At 62.3% G+C, this 15,466-nt stretch carries 14 protein-coding genes; 12 read left to right on the top strand and 2 right to left on the bottom strand.

Annotation, left to right across the window (positions count from 1 at the left end; genetic code table 11):
• Nucleotides 1–179 precede the first annotated feature (179 nt).
• From pyrH to lpxB, 11 genes are all read left to right on the top strand, one after another.
• Nucleotides 180–902: a UMP kinase gene (gene pyrH, locus NKJ77_RS27760; RefSeq protein WP_023671026.1), complete on the top strand. Its 723-nt coding sequence runs from the start codon at nucleotides 180–182 to the stop codon at nucleotides 900–902.
• Between the two features lie 99 nt (nucleotides 903–1,001).
• A complete protein-coding gene (gene frr, locus NKJ77_RS27765; protein WP_023671027.1) occupies nucleotides 1,002–1,556 on the top strand; it encodes a ribosome recycling factor in 555 nt (184 codons plus the stop codon).
• Between the two features lie 31 nt (nucleotides 1,557–1,587).
• Nucleotides 1,588–2,310, top strand: a complete 723-nt coding sequence (locus NKJ77_RS27770) for an isoprenyl transferase (protein ID WP_023748403.1) — start codon at nucleotides 1,588–1,590, stop codon at nucleotides 2,308–2,310.
• Nucleotides 2,311–2,321: 11 nt separating this feature from the next.
• Complete coding sequence (locus NKJ77_RS27775; protein WP_352536068.1) at nucleotides 2,322–3,137, top strand: phosphatidate cytidylyltransferase; 816 nt, start codon at nucleotides 2,322–2,324, stop codon at nucleotides 3,135–3,137.
• Between the two features lie 103 nt (nucleotides 3,138–3,240).
• Entirely contained in the window at nucleotides 3,241–4,383 is a 1,143-nt protein-coding gene (rseP, locus tag NKJ77_RS27780) for an RIP metalloprotease RseP (RefSeq protein ID WP_352536069.1), read from the top strand.
• Nucleotides 4,384–4,600: 217 nt separating this feature from the next.
• Nucleotides 4,601–6,994, top strand: a complete 2,394-nt coding sequence (bamA, locus tag NKJ77_RS27785; RefSeq protein WP_352536070.1) for an outer membrane protein assembly factor BamA — start codon at nucleotides 4,601–4,603, stop codon at nucleotides 6,992–6,994.
• A gap of 77 nt (nucleotides 6,995–7,071) precedes the next feature.
• On the top strand, nucleotides 7,072–8,130 hold the full coding sequence (lpxD, locus tag NKJ77_RS27790) for a UDP-3-O-(3-hydroxymyristoyl)glucosamine N-acyltransferase (RefSeq protein WP_023688576.1): 1,059 nt from the start codon (nucleotides 7,072–7,074) through the stop codon (nucleotides 8,128–8,130).
• A gap of 1 nt (nucleotide 8,131) precedes the next feature.
• Entirely contained in the window at nucleotides 8,132–8,584 is a 453-nt protein-coding gene (gene fabZ / locus NKJ77_RS27795) for a 3-hydroxyacyl-ACP dehydratase FabZ (protein WP_023684696.1), read from the top strand.
• A 15-nt stretch (nucleotides 8,585–8,599) separates the two neighbouring features.
• Nucleotides 8,600–9,433: an acyl-ACP--UDP-N-acetylglucosamine O-acyltransferase gene (lpxA, locus tag NKJ77_RS27800; protein WP_023734357.1), complete on the top strand. Its 834-nt coding sequence runs from the start codon at nucleotides 8,600–8,602 to the stop codon at nucleotides 9,431–9,433.
• Nucleotides 9,420–10,322, top strand: a complete 903-nt coding sequence (locus tag NKJ77_RS27805) for an LpxI family protein (RefSeq protein WP_352536071.1) — start codon at nucleotides 9,420–9,422, stop codon at nucleotides 10,320–10,322. The genes lpxA and NKJ77_RS27805 overlap by 14 nt, the downstream gene beginning before the upstream one ends.
• Complete coding sequence (gene lpxB / locus NKJ77_RS27810) at nucleotides 10,312–11,490, top strand: lipid-A-disaccharide synthase (protein WP_352536072.1); 1,179 nt, start codon at nucleotides 10,312–10,314, stop codon at nucleotides 11,488–11,490. Before NKJ77_RS27805 ends, lpxB begins: the two co-directional genes overlap by 11 nt.
• Before the next feature lie 143 nt (nucleotides 11,491–11,633).
• Here lpxB and gltA read toward each other — a convergent pair whose 3' ends face one another.
• Together gltA and gltX are read right to left on the bottom strand one after the other, a co-directional pair.
• Nucleotides 11,634–12,965 (bottom strand): citrate synthase, encoded by a 1,332-nt coding sequence (gene gltA / locus NKJ77_RS27815; protein WP_023671037.1) that lies wholly within the window; start codon nucleotides 12,963–12,965, stop codon nucleotides 11,634–11,636.
• A gap of 180 nt (nucleotides 12,966–13,145) precedes the next feature.
• The gene (gene gltX / locus NKJ77_RS27820) at nucleotides 13,146–14,570 is read right to left on the bottom strand and encodes a glutamate--tRNA ligase (RefSeq protein ID WP_352536073.1); all 1,425 of its coding nucleotides are present in this window, start codon (nucleotides 14,568–14,570) and stop codon (nucleotides 13,146–13,148) included.
• 462 nt (nucleotides 14,571–15,032) lie between these two features.
• Here gltX and arr point away from each other — a divergent pair, with 462 nt between their 5' ends.
• Nucleotides 15,033–15,449 carry an NAD(+)--rifampin ADP-ribosyltransferase gene (arr, locus tag NKJ77_RS27825; protein ID WP_023688571.1) on the top strand — a complete coding sequence of 139 codons (417 nt, stop codon included), beginning with the start codon at nucleotides 15,033–15,035 and terminating at the stop codon, nucleotides 15,447–15,449.
• The last annotated feature ends 17 nt before the right edge of the window (nucleotides 15,450–15,466 follow it).

Genomic DNA, 15,466 nt, shown 5'->3' on the forward strand with positions numbered 1-15,466 from the left:
CGCCGCCGACACCCCCCCACGAACCTCCCGGCCCCCGAGGGTACGGGGTATTGCGCCCGGGGGCGGCGCGTCACTGCGGGCGCCCCTTCGTGTATCGGAACTCGGCATCGCGCCAGCGGCGGCGCCCGCGCGAGGGCGGCCTGCCCAGGCTGCCACACGCAATCAATGACGAGGTCCAGATGACGGCAAAGCCCCTCTATCGACGTGTCCTGCTGAAAGCCTCGGGCGAAGCGTTGATGGGCGAGCAGCATTTCGGCATCGACGTCTCGGTGGTCGACCGAATCGCCGCCGACATCGCCGAAGCCCGCGCGCTTGGCATCGAGGTCGGCGTCGTCATTGGCGGCGGCAATATCTTTCGCGGCGTGGCGGTGGCATCCAAGGGCGGCGACCGCGTCACCGGCGACCACATGGGCATGCTGGCCACCGTCATCAACTCGCTGGCGCTGCGCACCTCGCTGAACAAGATCGGCGTCGATGCCGTCGTGCTGTCGGCCATCGCCATGCCCGAACTGTGCGAGAGTTTTTCCCAGCGCCAGGCCACCGCCTATATGAACCAGGGCAAGGTCGTCATTTTCGCCGGCGGCACCGGCAATCCGTTCTTCACCACCGATTCGGCCGCGGCCTTGCGCGCCGCCGAGATCGGCGCCGACGCGTTGTTCAAGGGCACCCAGGTCGACGGCGTCTATTCGGCCGATCCCAAGAAGGATCCGAATGCGACCCGCTTCGAGCGCATCAGCCATGCCGAAGTCATCAACAAGGGCTTATCGATCATGGATACCGCCGCAATTGCACTTGCGCGCGAAAACAACATCCCGATAATCGTCTATTCGATCCACGAAAAAGGTGGTTTCGGCGATATTCTGCGGGGCGGCGGCCGTTGCACGATCGTCGCCGACGAATAATCCGGAGTATACTCTCCAAAAAGGGATCAGTTTTCGAAAGAGGGTCGGAATATGGGCCCTAAGCAGTGAACCCGGATCAAACGGGTCGAGGAGACTAAGATGAGTGGTGAGTTCGACGACCTCAAGCGGCGCATGGATGGCGCGATCGCCGCCTTCAAGCACGATTTGGCTTCGCTGCGCACCGGCCGTGCCTCCAGCAATCTGCTCGACGCCATCCAGGTCCAGGCCTACGGCACCACCATGCCCATCAACCAGGTGGCGAACGTGTCGGTGCCCGAGCCGCGCATGATTTCGGTTTCGGTCTGGGATAAGTCGATGGTCGGCGCGGTCGACCGTGCCATCAGAGAATCCAATCTCGGCTTCAATCCGATCGTCGACGGCACCAATCTCAGAATTCCGCTGCCCGAGCTCAACGAGCAGCGCCGCAAGGAACTGGTCAAGATCTCGCATGGCTACGCCGAGAACGCCCGCGTCGCGGTGCGCCATGTCCGTCGCGACGGCATGGACTTCTTGAAGAAGGCCGAAAAGGACGGCGACATCAGCGAGGACGATCAGCGCAAGCGCTCCGATCAGGTCCAGAAGCTGACCGACGAGACGATCAGCACCATCGATCACCTGCTTTCCGATAAGGAAGCTGAAATCATGCAGGTTTAGGGTCGGCCCACACCGGCCCGAAAGCGAGACAATGGCAACGCCCGCGCATGTCGCGATCATCATGGATGGAAACGGACGCTGGGCCAAGGCGCGCGGCATGCCGCGGCTTGCCGGCCATCGCGCCGGCGTCGAAGCGCTGCGCAAGACGGTGCGCGCCGCGCCCGGTCTCGGCATTTCCTTCCTGACCGTCTACGCCTTTTCGTCGGAAAACTGGTCGCGGCCCAAGGCCGAAGTCAGCGACCTGATGGGGCTTTTGAAACTGTTCATCCGCCGCGATCTGGCCGAACTGCACCAGAACGGCGTGCGCGTCAGGATCATCGGTGACAGGGCGGGGCTGCAGCCGGACATCAGGGGCCTGCTGGAAGAGGCCGAATCGCTGACTGCGCGCAATGAATCGCTGACCTTGGTCATCGCCTTCAACTATGGCGGGCGCGACGAGATCGTGCGCACGGCACGCAAGCTCGCAGCCGCAGTGGCGCGCGGCGAGATCGACGCAGAGGCGATCACGGCAGACACTTTTGCCGGCGCCCTCGACACCGCAGGCATTCCCGATCCGGAGCTGGTCATCCGCACCAGTGGCGAGCTTCGGCTGTCGAACTTCCTTCTGTGGCAGGCAGCCTACAGCGAACTGGTTTTTCTGCCTTGCTACTGGCCTGACTTCAGCCGCGAACACCTGGCCGACGCATTGCGCGATTTTGCTGGCCGCGAGCGCCGTTTTGGCGGGCTTGCCGCTCAAGATGTCGCTGCCTCGTGATCGGCGGCGGGATGAACAATCTTCAGCTTCGCATCGTCTCGGCGCTGGTGCTGGCCGCAATAGCGCTTGGCCTGACCTGGTTGGGAGGGCTGTGGTTCCGCCTGCTTTGCGCCGGGATATCGGCGGTCATCTTCTATGAATGGGCGCGCATGTCGCGCCCCTTGGCCGGTGCGACCCTCGGCTTCATTCCCGAAGCGCTGCTTCTGTTTTTCGTCGTCGCCCTGGTTGCAGGCGTGCCGGCATCGTGGCTTCTGTCTCTTGTCCTGGCCATGGTTGTGGTCGCTGCTATCGGCGCCCGTATGCGTGGAGCGGCGCAATGGGATGCAGCCGGTCTTGCCTACGCGGCTTTGTCCGGCTTATCGCTGGCGCTGCTGCGCGGCGGCGACCATCCCGGCCTGGTCGCAATCCTGTTTCTGTTCGCCGTGGTCTGGGCGACCGACATCTTCGCCTATTTCGTCGGCCGCTCCGTCGGTGGGCCCAAGCTCGCGCCATCTATATCCCCCGGCAAGACGCAGAGCGGCGCGCTTGGCGGCGCTGTCGGCGGCGTGGCCGCCGGCGTGCTTCTGGCTGCCTCCGCCGGGGCCGGCAATCTTGGCGTCCTCGCCTTGGTTGCGCTGGTGCTGTCGATTGTTGCCCAGGCTGGCGATCTCTTCGAATCCTGGGTCAAGCGCCGCCACGGCCGCAAGGATTCAAGCGCGTTGATACCCGGGCATGGCGGTGTCATGGACAGGGTGGACGGGCTTGTCGCGGCGGCTTTTGCCCTATACGTGATCGGCTGGATTTCGGCGGGCGCCGATCATCCGGCGCAGGGGCTGTTTCCGGCTTGAGTGATATTTCACGGCGAAGAAATGGCGCACGCCACGGATTCGCCTGGATTGATGTCACAGTCGCGGCGACACCTTTTGCCGCGGGTGAATTTGAGGGCATGACTTGAACGAAATTCTTCACGCGTTTTTCAGCACGGAAGGCTTTGTCCTCGGCACGCTGGTGCCGTTTCTGTTCGTGCTGACCGTGGTCGTCTTCATTCACGAAATGGGCCATTACCTGGTCGGCCGCTGGTGCGGCATTGGGGTGAAGGCCTTTTCGATCGGCTTCGGCCCCGAACTTCTCGGCTTCAACGACAGCCACGGCACGCGCTGGAAGCTCTGCGCCATACCGCTCGGCGGTTATGTCAAATTCGTCGGCGACATGAGCGCCACGTCGAGCCAGCCGAGTTCGGAAGATCTGGAAACGCTGACTGACGCTGAACGCAAGGTCGCCTTCCACACGCAACCCATCTGGAAACGCGCCGCCACGGTGGTGGCCGGACCGCTGTTCAACTTCCTTTTGACCATTGCCGTCTTTGCCGTGCTGTTTTCCCTCTACGGCCGCCCTGTGTTTGAGCCGATGGTGGCGGCGGTCACCGCCGGCAGTCCAGCCGAAAGGGCCGGCATTTTGCCAGGCGACCGATTCGTCGCCGTCGACGGCAGCAAGGTTGAGACCTTCGCCGACGTCCAACGCCTGGTCTCAGGCCGCGGCGGCGACGCCATCACCTTCACCATGTTGCGCGAGGGCAAGGAGGTCACCGTCATCGCGACGCCGGAGCCGATTGAGCAGCTGGACGCACTGGGCAACAAGGTCAAGGTGGCCGTCATCGGCGTCGTAAACAACAAGGATGTCGGCCAGCCCAGGTTGATCACCTACAGCCCTGTCGGAGCAGTCGGCGCCGCGGTCGAGGAGACGGGGCACGTCATTCAGCGCACCGGCCAGTTCCTGCAGCGATTCGTTGTCGGCCGCGAAGACAAATGCCAGCTGGGCGGCCCCATCAAGATCGCCAAGATGTCGGGGCAGGCGGCAAAGCTGGGCTTCCTGTGGCTGGTGCAGCTCGTCGCCGGACTGTCGGTCGGGATCGGAATTCTGAACCTTTTGCCGATTCCCCCCCTCGACGGCGGCCACCTCCTGTTCTACGCACTCGAAGCCGTTTTCCGGCGTCCGGTATCGGAGCGGATGATGGAAATGGGATACCGGGCCGGCCTCTTTCTGGTGCTGGGATTTATGGGCTTCGTCTTCTGGAACGATCTGTTTGGGTGCTGAAATCATGAAGAAATTTGGCTTCAGCACCGGCAATGTTGAGACGCCGTTTACCATGCACGGGGGTATGCGTGACGCGAAAGCCACGCATCAGGGTTAAGTAATTACAAATTAACCAGAAGCCTTGCGTGTAGGGAAAATCCGGTTAATACGGTAGGAGAAATTACCGCACGTCCGGTTTTCTCGCCGTGGGGACTTCGAGAAAAGGTACAAAAGCCCGATGAAGGCAGCATCCAAATTTTTGAGCGCCGCGTCCGCAGTGGCCATGTCCGCCGCTCTGGTTGTACCAGGTGTGCTCGCCGTGCAGTTCGTTGCCACATCTGCGGCGCAGGCAGCCGTTGTCTCGAGAGTCGAGGTCAGCGGCAACCAGCGTGTCGACGCCGACACCATCCGCAACTACATCACGATCAAGCCGGGCAAGGCGTTTTCCAGCGCCGATATCGACGATGCGGTCAAGGCGCTGTTCGGTACCGGGCTGTTCTCGGACGTGCAGATCAATCAGGTCGGTTCGACGCTGGTGGTCAAGGTTGCCGAATATCAGGTCGTCAACCAGGTTCTGTTCCAGGGCAACAAGAAGCTCAAGGACAATGCGCTGGCAGTCGCCGTGCAGTTGAAGCCGCGCGGGACGTTTTCGCAGGCAACGCTGGACTCCGATGTCGAGGCGGTGAAGGCTGCCTACAGGCGAATTGGCCGCGATGACGCCGCTGTCACGACGCAGATCATGGATCTCGGCGACAACCGCGTGAACGTGGTCTTCAACATCAACGAAGGCGGCCGCACCAAGATCGCCGCTGTCAATTTCGTCGGCAACAGCGCCTATTCGAGCCGCCGCCTGTCTGACGTCATCGCCACTAAGCGCTCGAGCTTCCTGTCCTTCGTGCTGCGTGACGACGTCTATGACGAGGACAAGCTCCGCGCCGACCAGGAATCGCTGCGCCGCTTCTATTACAATCACGGCTATGCCGACTTCCAGGTGGTCTCAGCCGTCGGCGAGCTCGACGACACGACCAACCAGTACACCGTTACCATCACCGTCCAGGAAGGCGACCGCTATACGTTCGGCGACGTCAGCGTCGAGAGCACCATTCCCGAAGTCGACTCGAAGGCGTTGGAATCGGTGGTTCAGACCCACAAGGGCGACGTCTACAACGCCAAGGATGTCGAGGACACCATCATCGCGCTGACCGAAAAGGTCGCGGGTTCGGGCTATGCCTTCGCCCAGGTGACGCCGCGCGGTGATCGCAACTTCGAGAACCACACCATTTCGGTCGTCTATACGATCGACCAGGGCACCAAGGCCTATATCGAGCGCATCGAAATCCGCGGCAACGACCGCACGCGCGACTATGTCATTCGTCGTGAGTTCGATGTCAGCGAAGGCGACGCCTTCAACCAGGTACTCATCCAGCGCGCGAAGAAGCGGCTGGAAAAGCTAGATTACTTTGAGAAAGTCGACGTTTCGACTGTCCCGGGTTCTGAGCCAGACCAGGTCGTGCTCGTGGTTGACGTAGTCGAGAAATCGACCGGCGAGTTCTCGGTTGGCGCAGGATATTCGACCGGTGGCGACACTGCGGGTCCGTCCGTCGAAGGTTCGGTCGCGGAGCGCAACTTCCTCGGTCGCGGCCAGTACATCAAGGTTTCGGCGGGTGGTGGCAAGAATTCGCGCGACTACAGCCTGTCCTTCACCGAGCCCTATTTCCTCGGGCGCCGTATCGCTGCCGGCTTCGACATCTTCCAGCAGACGCGCAACTACGACCACTATGACAGCGAGACGCTGGGTGCGACGGTGCGCTTCGGCCTGCCGATCACCGACAACATCTCGACACAGTTGGCGTACAATATCGCCCAGGAGAAGTACAAGCTCGACGACGGTTGCGATAACAATCCTGCCATCCCGGGCAACGCCCCTGGCGACGGGATTCCCGACGCGGACTGCAACGTATCTGCGGCGATCGTCCAGGGAATTGATGAAAGCCCTTGGATCAAGTCGTCGGTCAGCCTTGGGCTGGTCTACAACACCATCGACGACATGAAGAGCCCGCATGAAGGCATCTACGCCACCACGACCATGGAAGTGGCCGGCCTTGGTGGCGATGCCAAATTCGTAAAGGTTACCGGTCGTGGCACTGTCTACCAGACGTTGTCCGAACAGCTGGATCTGGTCGGCCTGATCTCAGGTGGTGCTGGCCATATCGCGGGCTATGGCGATAACGGCCTGCGTATCTTCGATCAGTTCCAGAGCAGCGACCGCATGATCCGCGGCTTCGAGTATGGCGGTATCGGCCCCGCGGATATTGCAACGGGTGACCACCTCGGCGGCACCACCTATTTCAATGCGTCGGCCGAAGCTCAATTCCCGATACCGGTCATTCCGGAAAGCTTTGGTGTGCGCGGCGCTGTGTTTGCTGATGCCGCCACACTGTACGGCAGCAAGATAAACGTCGCCGGGGTTACTCAAGCTTCAACTGATCTAGAGTTGCGCGCTTCGGTTGGTGTCGGCTTGCTGTGGTCATCGCCTTTCGGCCCGATCCGCATTGACTACGCGATGCCCATCAAGAAGGAAAAGACCGACGACGTGCAGGAATTCAACTTCGGCATGTCGAGCCGCTTCTGATCTTGCGGTAACGATGCTTCCGGGCCGTTGGGGCCCGGATGAGAATTGATCCGACCTAGCTGGATATTGCTTCTGGAATGACCGATCCGGTGTTCTTCGCGCCATCACGCCGGTATACGGCCGGCGAAGTCGCGAATCTGACCGGCGCGTCGCTCGTCGATTCCGACCTTGCCCACATATCGATCGATGCGTTGGCGCCAGCGAACGAAGGCGGCGAGGGTGCGCTCGTCTTCGTCGACGGCAAGCGCAATTTCGCGCTGATGCAGTCGCTCAAGGCGGCGGCCGTGTTTTGTCCCGCCGAGTTCGCCGGCAAGGCGCCGGCCGGCATCGCGGTTCTGGTTCATCCGCGCCCGCAGCAGGCCTTCGCCATGATCGGCCGGCTGCTGTTCCCGACGGCGGCTACGCCGGGGCCGATGACCAGCGAAACCGGGGTCTCGCCGCAAGCTCATGTCGATGCCTCGGCGCATATCGAGGCCGGGGCGATCATCGAGGCCGGTGCGGTCATCGGCCCCCGCGCTTCCATCGGCAGCGGAACGGTCATTGCCCCCCACGCCGTTATCGGCCCCTCCTGCCAAATCGGCCGTGACGGCTACATCGGGCCGGGTGTCAGTGTTCAATATGCGCTGATCGGCAACCGCGTCATCATTCATGGCGGCGCCAGGATCGGCCAGGACGGCTTCGGCTTTGTCGGCGGCGCCAAAGGCCCTGAGCGTGTGCCGCAGGTCGGCCGCGTCATCATTCAGGACGATGTCGAAATCGGCTCGAACACGACCGTCGATCGCGGCGCCATGTCGGATACGGTCATCGGTCAGGGGACCAAGATCGACAATCTGGTGCAGATCGCCCATAACGTTCGCATCGGCCGCAATTGCATTATTGCCGGGCTCTCTGGTATTTCCGGCTCCGTCACCGTCGGCGACGGTGTCACCATGGGCGGCGGCGTTGGCCTTGCCGATCATTTGACCATCGGATCAGGGGCCAAGCTTGCTGCAAGAAGCGGGTTCATGAGCAACGTGCCGGCGGGCGAGATCTGGGGAGGCTATCCGGCGCAGCCGATGGCGGAAGCCATGCGCGAGATCGCCATGCTGAGGAAGCTCGCCAGGACGCGCAAGCAGGGCGAAGGGGGAAGTAGCTGAGATGGTGCCGGCGACGCTCGAAGCGGTCGATATATTGGGGTTGATGAAGCTTTTACCGCATCGCTATCCCTTCCTGATGATCGATCGCATCATCGAAATCGACGGCAATGATTCTGCCATCGGCATCAAGAACGTGACCATCAATGAGCCGCATTTCCAGGGCCATTTCCCGGATCAGCCGGTGATGCCGGGCGTGCTCATCGTCGAGGCCATGGCGCAGACCGCCGGGGCGATCTGCATCCGTAACCTCAACACGGAAAAGCCGTCGCTGGTCTATTTCCTGACCATCGATAATGCGAAATTCCGCAAACCGGTCGTCCCGGGCGACCAGTTGAAAATCCACGTCAAGAAAATCAAGATGCGCGGCAACCTGCTCAAATTCGCCTGCGAGGCCATGGTGGAGGGCACAAAGGCCGCCGAAGCCGAGATCTCGGCAATGATGGTTACCGGCTGACGGTTCGAAATGCTCATGAAAATACAGACTTCAATCCATCCCTCGGCGGTTATCGAGGCCGGTGCCCAGATCGGCGAAGGCGCCTCCATAGGGCCCTTCTGCTATGTCGGCGCTGACGCCGTGATCGGTGACCGCGTCGAACTGGTCAGCCATGTCTCGGTGCTGGGCGCGACAACCATTGGCGCCGCGACGAAGGTCTATCCAATGGCGACACTGGGCGGACCGCCGCAGAACACCAAGCACAAGGGCGGCCGCACCACTTTGGTCATCGGCCAGAACTGCACGATCCGCGAAGGCGTGACCATGCATCTCGGCACCGATTCCAGCCGCGGTGAGACGACCGTCGGCGACAACGGCAATTTCCTTGCCTATGCCCACATTGCCCATGATTGCGTCGTCGGTAAAAACGCCACCTTCGCCAATGGCGCGACCCTGGGCGGCCATTGCGAGGTCGGTGACAGCGTTTATATCGGCGGCCTCAGCGCCGTTCATCAGTTCGTGCGTGTTGGTGACAACGCCTTTCTCGGCGGCTGCTCGGCTTTTGTCGGCGATGTCATTCCCTACGCCATTGCGGTGGGCAATCGCGCCAGCCTGCGTGGACTCAACATCATCGGCCTGAAGCGCGCCGGGTTGCCGCGCGCCGAAATCTACCTGCTGCGCAAGGCTTACAAGACCATCTTCGACCGCTCCCGCACTGTCGGCGAGAACATCGAATTCGCCAAGGCCGAGTTTGCGTCGTCGCCGACGGCCATGAAAATCATCGATTTCATCACCAGTCGCGGCAAGCGGCATTTTGCCGTCCCGTCGCTCAAGGGTGGCGACGGCGACGATGCCGATGACGAAGGCTGAGGCCACTTCAACGGGCCTCGATCTTGCGCCGGACGCCAGGGTCGGCATCATTGCCGGCGGCGGTAGCTTGCCGGTCGAAGTTGCCGCCGGCCTGGCGGAGGCCGGACATCCGCCCGTCATCATCCTGGTCGAAGGTCAGGCCGACCGTCGGTCCGACCTCACAATCTATGAGCATGAAAGCCTTGCGCTGGAAGACATCGGCTCGCTGGTTGCGTTGCTGAGGCGCCGGCGGATCACCCATCTTGTGCTTGCCGGCGAGATCAGGCGCAGGCCGCGGTTGGTCGACATGCGCCCGAGCCTTGGGCTATTGGTGCTTATACCCTCGCTCGCCATGGCGCTTGCCCGCGGCGATGACGGGCTGTTGAAGATATTGACCCGCGGCCTGGAGGCACGGGGCGTCAAGGTTGTCGGTGCGCATGAAGTCGTGCCCCGGCTCGTCGCGGCCGAAGGGCCGCTGACCAAAGCAGTGCCGCGAAAGTCCGACTGGCGCGATATCGAGGCGGCACACGCGGCGGCAAAGGCCATCGGCGCGCTCGACATTGGTCAGGCGGCAATTGCCATCGGTGGCCGCACTGTTGCCCTGGAAGGCGTCGAGGGCACCCACGGACTGCTCGAGCGGACGCAGCAGTTGCGCGGCCATGGCAGGCTGGCCGGCAAGACGCGCGGTGTCCTGGTCAAATGCGCCAAGCCTGGCCAGGAATTGCGTGCCGATCTGCCATCTATTGGCCCCCAGACCGTCGAGGCGGCGCATGCCGCGGGGCTCGCCGGCATTGCCGTCGAAGCCGGCCGTTCGCTCATCCTCGAAGGCCCCGCCGTTGTCGCGCACGCCAATGCGCTCGGCCTGTTCGTGTTCGGCCTGCCGGCTGCGGGGGCTGTCCATGGCAGCTGAGAAGCCGCTGAAGATTGCCATCGTCGCCGGCGAAGAATCCGGCGACCTGCTGGGCGCCGACATCGTGCAGGCGCTGAAGCGCATGACCGGGCGCGAGGTGCAACTCGTCGGCATTGGCGGGCGGCATCTGCAGGCGCTCGGACTGGCGCCGCTGTTCGATGGCGCCGAGATCGCGCTGATGGGGCTCAGCGCCATCCTGCGTGACTTGCCGCGCCTGATGCGGCGGATCAGCCAGACGGCAAGTGCTGTCGCCGCCGAAAAACCCGACTGTCTGATCACCATCGACAGCCCTGATTTCTCGCTGCGCGTCGCCAAAAAGGTCCGCGCCGCCGATCCGTCAATCCCGACCGTCCATTATGTCTGCCCGAGCGTCTGGGCGTGGCGGCCGGGTAGGGCGGCCGCGATGAAGCCCTATGTCGACCACATACTGTGCATCCTGCCTTTCGAGGTAAAGGAGCTCAGCCGTCTCGGCGGCCCGCCCGGCACTTACGTCGGACATCGCCTCACGCATGATCCAGGCGTGCTGGGCGCGGCCAGGGCGCAAGCCCAGCCACGCGATCTCTCGGCCGATCACGTCAAGACGCTGCTCGTCCTGCCAGGGTCGCGGCGCGGCGAGGTCAGCCGGCTTATCGGTCCGTTCGGCGAGACGGTGTCGGCGCTGCGCGCGCGTGGCCACCGGCTGCGGCTGTTGCTGCCGACGGTGCCGCATGTCGCCGAACTGGTCAAAACGTCGGTGGCGCGCTGGGATCAGGAGCCGGAGGTCATCCTTGATCCCGAGCGCAAATGGCAGGCCTTCGGCAAGGCCGATGCGGCGCTGATCGCGTCTGGAACGGTTTCGCTGGAACTGGCATTGTCGGGTGTACCGATGATCTCTTGCTACAAGTTCGATCCGATCATGCTGATGGCGCAGAGCCTGATCACGGTGTGGAGCGCCGCTTTGCCCAACCTTATCGCCGACCGGACGGTCGTGCCGGAAAGCTACAACCAGTATGTGCGGCCGCACTATCTGGCGCGGCAGCTCGAGGCACTGTTTTCAGACACCGCCTACCGCGCCTGGCAAAAGGACGGCTTTGCCGAAGTTGCCAGGCGTATGGCAACCGACAAGCCGTCCGGCGATATCGCCGCGGATGTCGTTCTTCGCCACATCGGGAGAGCGAATAAGGCTTAGTAAGGAGTGAACGATGAATAGTGAATAGCGAATAGTGAATAGTGAATAGTGATTAACGCGCTCTCGCTATAATCAAGCTGCTACTTACTACCTGCTACTTACTACCTGCTATTCACTACTTACCATTCACCATTCACTCTCTTTCACCTTTTCGCAATCGGCACGTAGTCGCGTTCCGGGGCACCGGTATAGAGCTGGCGCGGACGGCCGATCTTCTGGTGGGGATCCTCGATCATTTCCTTCCACTGCGCGATCCAGCCGACGGTGCGCGCGACCGCGAACAGTACGGTGAACATGGTGGTGGGGAAGCCCAGCGCCTTCAGCGTGATGCCGGAATAGAAATCGACGTTCGGATAGAGCTTCTTCTCGATGAAGTAGGAATCGGTCAGCGCGATCTTTTCCAGCTCCATGGCGATATCGAGCAGCGGATCGTCCTTGATGCCGAGTTCGCCCAGCACCTCATGCGCCGTCTTCTGCATGATTTTCGCGCGAGGATCGTAGTTCTTGTAGACGCGATGGCCGAAGCCCATCAGCCGGAACGGATCGTTCTTGTCCTTGGCGCGGGCGATGAATTCCGGGATGTGGTCGACATGGCCGATCTCGCCCAGCATGTTGAGCGCCGCTTCGTTGGCGCCGCCATGCGCCGGGCCCCACAGGCAGGCGATGCCGGCGGCAATGCAGGCGAACGGATTGGCGCCCGACGAGCCGGCAAGGCGCACCGTCGAGGTCGAGGCGTTTTGTTCGTGGTCGGCATGCAGGATGAAGATGCGCTCCATGGCGCGCGCCAGCACCGGATTGATCTTGTATTCCTCGCACGGCACCGCAAAGCACATATGCAGGAAGTTGGCGGCGAAGTTCAGCTCGTTCTTCGGGTAAATGAAGGGCTGGCCGATATGGTATTTGTAGGCCATGGCCGCAATCGTCGGCATCTTGGCAATCAGCCGCATCGAGGCGACCATGCGCTGATACGGATCCGAAATATCGGTGGAGTCGTGATAGAAGGCCGACAGCGCGCCGACCACGCCGCACATCACAGCCATCGGATGCGCGTCGCGGCGGAAGCCGGTGAAGAAGCGCGACATCTGCTCGTGCACCATGGTGTGGCGCGTCACCCGGTAGTCGAAATCGTCCTTCTGCGCCTTGGTCGGCAGTTCGCCGTAGAGCAGGAGGTAGCAGACTTCGAGGAAGTCGCCATGCTCGGCCAGCTGGTCGATGGGGTAGCCGCGGTGAAGCAGGATGCCGGCATCGCCGTCGATGAAGGTTATCGCCGACTCGCAGCTCGCCGTCGAGGTGAAGCCGGGATCGTAGGTGAAGGCGCCGGTGGTGTTGTAGAGCGCACCGATGTCGATGACGTCGGGCCCGACCGAGCCGCTCCGCACCTTGAATTCATGCGTCTTGCCGGCCAGTTCGAGCGTGGCAGTCGACGGGTGCGTCGTCTTGCTGCCGGTTTCCAGTCTCGTCGCAGCTTCGCTCATTCTCAAACTCCTTCATCTTCCTCATGCCGGCAAGGCAATTCCTGCAAACGACACGTCGAAATCACCGGAATGCGCGAACTCGCCACCGCATTTAGGAAGTGCGTGCCAGATTGGGCCAAGGCCTAATGTTGCACTGCGAAACCCGCCTTTCAATGCCAATCTTTTTGGGCCAGCTCGCTCCTAATCGATTTGATCCGCAATCCGCGCCAGGCTTTCCTCGCGGCCAAGCACGGCAAGAACGTCGAACACGCCGGGCGAGGTGCTACGGCCGGTAAGGGCCGCCCGGAGCGGTTGGGCCACGGCGCCGAGCTTGTGGCCGCCGGCCGCTGCGAACTCGCGCACCGCGGCTTCAGCCGCGGCAGCCGACCAATCGCCCGGAACAGTCTGCAAAGCGGCATGTGCGCCGCGCAGGATCGCGCGCGCGTCGGCACTGAGCAATGCTGCCGCCTTCTCGTCGATCGGCAGCGGCCGCTCGACGAACAGGAAGGCCGCGCCATCGGCCAGTTCCACCAGCGTCTTGGCGCGCTCTTTCAGGCCCGGCAAGGCGGCCAGCAGCTGCGCCTTCCTGGCGTCGTCGAGACGGGCGGCGATAGCAGATCCGCCTTCGAGGTATGGCAGAGTGGCGACGAAAATGTCGAACAGCTCGGTATCGGCCATCTTGCGCATATGCGCGCCGTTGATCGACTCGAGCTTGGCGAAGTCGAAGCGCGCCGCACCCTTGTTGACATCGCCGATGTCGAACCACGAAATCATGTCCTTGATCGACATGATCTCGTCGTCGCCATGGCTCCAGCCGAGCCGCGCCAGATAGTTGAGCAGTGCCTCGGGCAGATAGCCCATGGCGCGATAAGCCTCGACACCGAGTGCGCCGTGCCGCTTCGACAGCTTGGCGCCGTCGGCGCCGTGGATCAGCGGGATATGCGACATCGACGGGACGTCCCAGCCCATCGCGTTGTAGATCACCGTCTGGCGCGCGGCGTTGGTCAGATGGTCGTCGCCACGGATGATGTGGGTGACGCCCATGTCATGGTCGTCGACGACGACGGCATGCATGTAGGTCGGATTGCCGTCCGAGCGCAGAATGATGAAATCGTCGAGGTCCTTGTTGGGGAAGCGCACCTCGCCCTGCACACGGTCGTGCACCACGGTTTCGCCCTCGGTCGGCGCCTTGATGCGGATGGCGCCCTTGACGCCGGGAGGCGCCTCCGAGGGGGCACGATCGCGCCACTGGCCGTTGTAGCGCGGCGGCAGATCCTTGGCGCGTGCGGCCTCGCGCATCGCCTCGAGCTCGGCAGGCGTCTCGTAGCTGTAATAGGCCTTGCCCAGGCGCACCAGCTCCTCGGCCACCTCACGGTGGCGCGGCGCGCGCTCGAACTGCGATATGGCCTCACCGTCCCAGGAAAGGCCGAGCCAGGTCAGCCCATCCAGAATGGCCTGTGTCGCCGCCTCGTTGAAGCGTTCGCGGTCGGTGTCCTCGATGCGCAGCACCATCGTGCCGCCGGTGTGCTTGGCGTACAGCCAGTTGAACAGCGCCGTGCGCGCGCCGCCGATATGCAGATAGCCGGTGGGCGAGGGGGCAAAACGGGTGACGACCGTGTCGGACATGGAACTCTCGGAACCTTGGAAAGCGGAGCGTGATCGCGCGGACTTTCGCGCTTTGCGCGTTCATGTAGCATAGGGGGTCTGGGGCGCAAGGGGCAGACCCGATGGCTGGACGTGGCCGGGGCACGTCGGCAATTATCGGTTGCGTCAACTGGCGCTGGAGCCTTGTAGCACAAAATCTGTTCGCACCCTCCGCGCAACCTCGTTTGGCAGCAGCGTCAATGTCTGGGTTTCATTCGGCTGCAGCGTCCGTCACAGTGCCTGGAACATCGCTGCGACGGTGGTAGCCCCCTCTGACGAGCGGACATTTCTTCACGGATGCGGCACTGCCCGACTACAACGCCGCCGTGACAGCGTTGGCTTGGTCACGCATATTGACCTTTCTGCAACCATTATCGTGAACACCGCAACTGTGTGCAGGCCGGTCTCGCCACGAAGGAGGCATGATTGAAAGAAGGACTACCGATGACCGAAAACGCCGACCATACGGAGGGTGATCCGTTCTACCATGGTACCCGGGCGGATTTGAAACCCGGGGATCTGCTGAGCGTCGGCCACCCTTCCAATTTCAGAGGTAAACCACTGTCATGGATCTATTTCACCCAGACACTGGAAGCCGCCATCTGGGGAGCAGAGCTTGCAACGGGTGACGGTCGTCAAAGGATTTACATCGTAAAGCCGACGGGGTTTTTTATGGATGACCCTAACCTGACCGACAAAAAATTTCCCGGTAATCCGACGAAATCCTACCGCTCCCGTGATCCGTTGCTCATCCTGGGTGAACTCGGTGAATGGCAGGGTCATACACCGGAACAATTGAAGGCAATGCACGATGGGCTTGCTCGCCTGAGGGCGGAGGGCCAGGATATGATTGAGGATTGAGCGTCCTTGCCAGGTGA

The sequence above is a fragment of the Mesorhizobium sp. M0052 genome, assembly GCF_040323255.1.
Taxonomy (GTDB): Bacteria; Pseudomonadota; Alphaproteobacteria; order Rhizobiales; family Rhizobiaceae; genus Mesorhizobium.

Excerpts from the sequence above, each read along its gene's own strand:
- pyrH (WP_023671026.1), top strand. The coding sequence starts at position 180 with ATGACGGCAAAGCCCCTCTATCGACGTGTCCTGCTGAAAGCCTCGGGC.
- frr (WP_023671027.1), top strand. The coding sequence starts at position 1,002 with ATGAGTGGTGAGTTCGACGACCTCAAGCGGCGCATGGATGGCGCGATC.
- NKJ77_RS27770 (WP_023748403.1), top strand. The coding sequence starts at position 1,588 with ATGGCAACGCCCGCGCATGTCGCGATCATCATGGATGGAAACGGACGC.
- NKJ77_RS27775 (WP_352536068.1), top strand. The coding sequence starts at position 2,322 with ATGAACAATCTTCAGCTTCGCATCGTCTCGGCGCTGGTGCTGGCCGCA.
- bamA (WP_352536070.1), top strand. The coding sequence starts at position 4,601 with ATGAAGGCAGCATCCAAATTTTTGAGCGCCGCGTCCGCAGTGGCCATG.
- lpxD (WP_023688576.1), top strand. The coding sequence starts at position 7,072 with ATGACCGATCCGGTGTTCTTCGCGCCATCACGCCGGTATACGGCCGGC.
- fabZ (WP_023684696.1), top strand. The coding sequence starts at position 8,132 with ATGGTGCCGGCGACGCTCGAAGCGGTCGATATATTGGGGTTGATGAAG.
- lpxA (WP_023734357.1), top strand. The coding sequence starts at position 8,600 with ATGAAAATACAGACTTCAATCCATCCCTCGGCGGTTATCGAGGCCGGT.
- NKJ77_RS27805 (WP_352536071.1), top strand. The coding sequence starts at position 9,420 with ATGACGAAGGCTGAGGCCACTTCAACGGGCCTCGATCTTGCGCCGGAC.
- lpxB (WP_352536072.1), top strand. The coding sequence starts at position 10,312 with ATGGCAGCTGAGAAGCCGCTGAAGATTGCCATCGTCGCCGGCGAAGAA.
- gltA (WP_023671037.1), bottom strand. The coding sequence starts at position 12,965 with ATGAGCGAAGCTGCGACGAGACTGGAAACCGGCAGCAAGACGACGCAC.
- gltX (WP_352536073.1), bottom strand. The coding sequence starts at position 14,570 with ATGTCCGACACGGTCGTCACCCGTTTTGCCCCCTCGCCCACCGGCTAT.
- arr (WP_023688571.1), top strand. The coding sequence starts at position 15,033 with ATGACCGAAAACGCCGACCATACGGAGGGTGATCCGTTCTACCATGGT.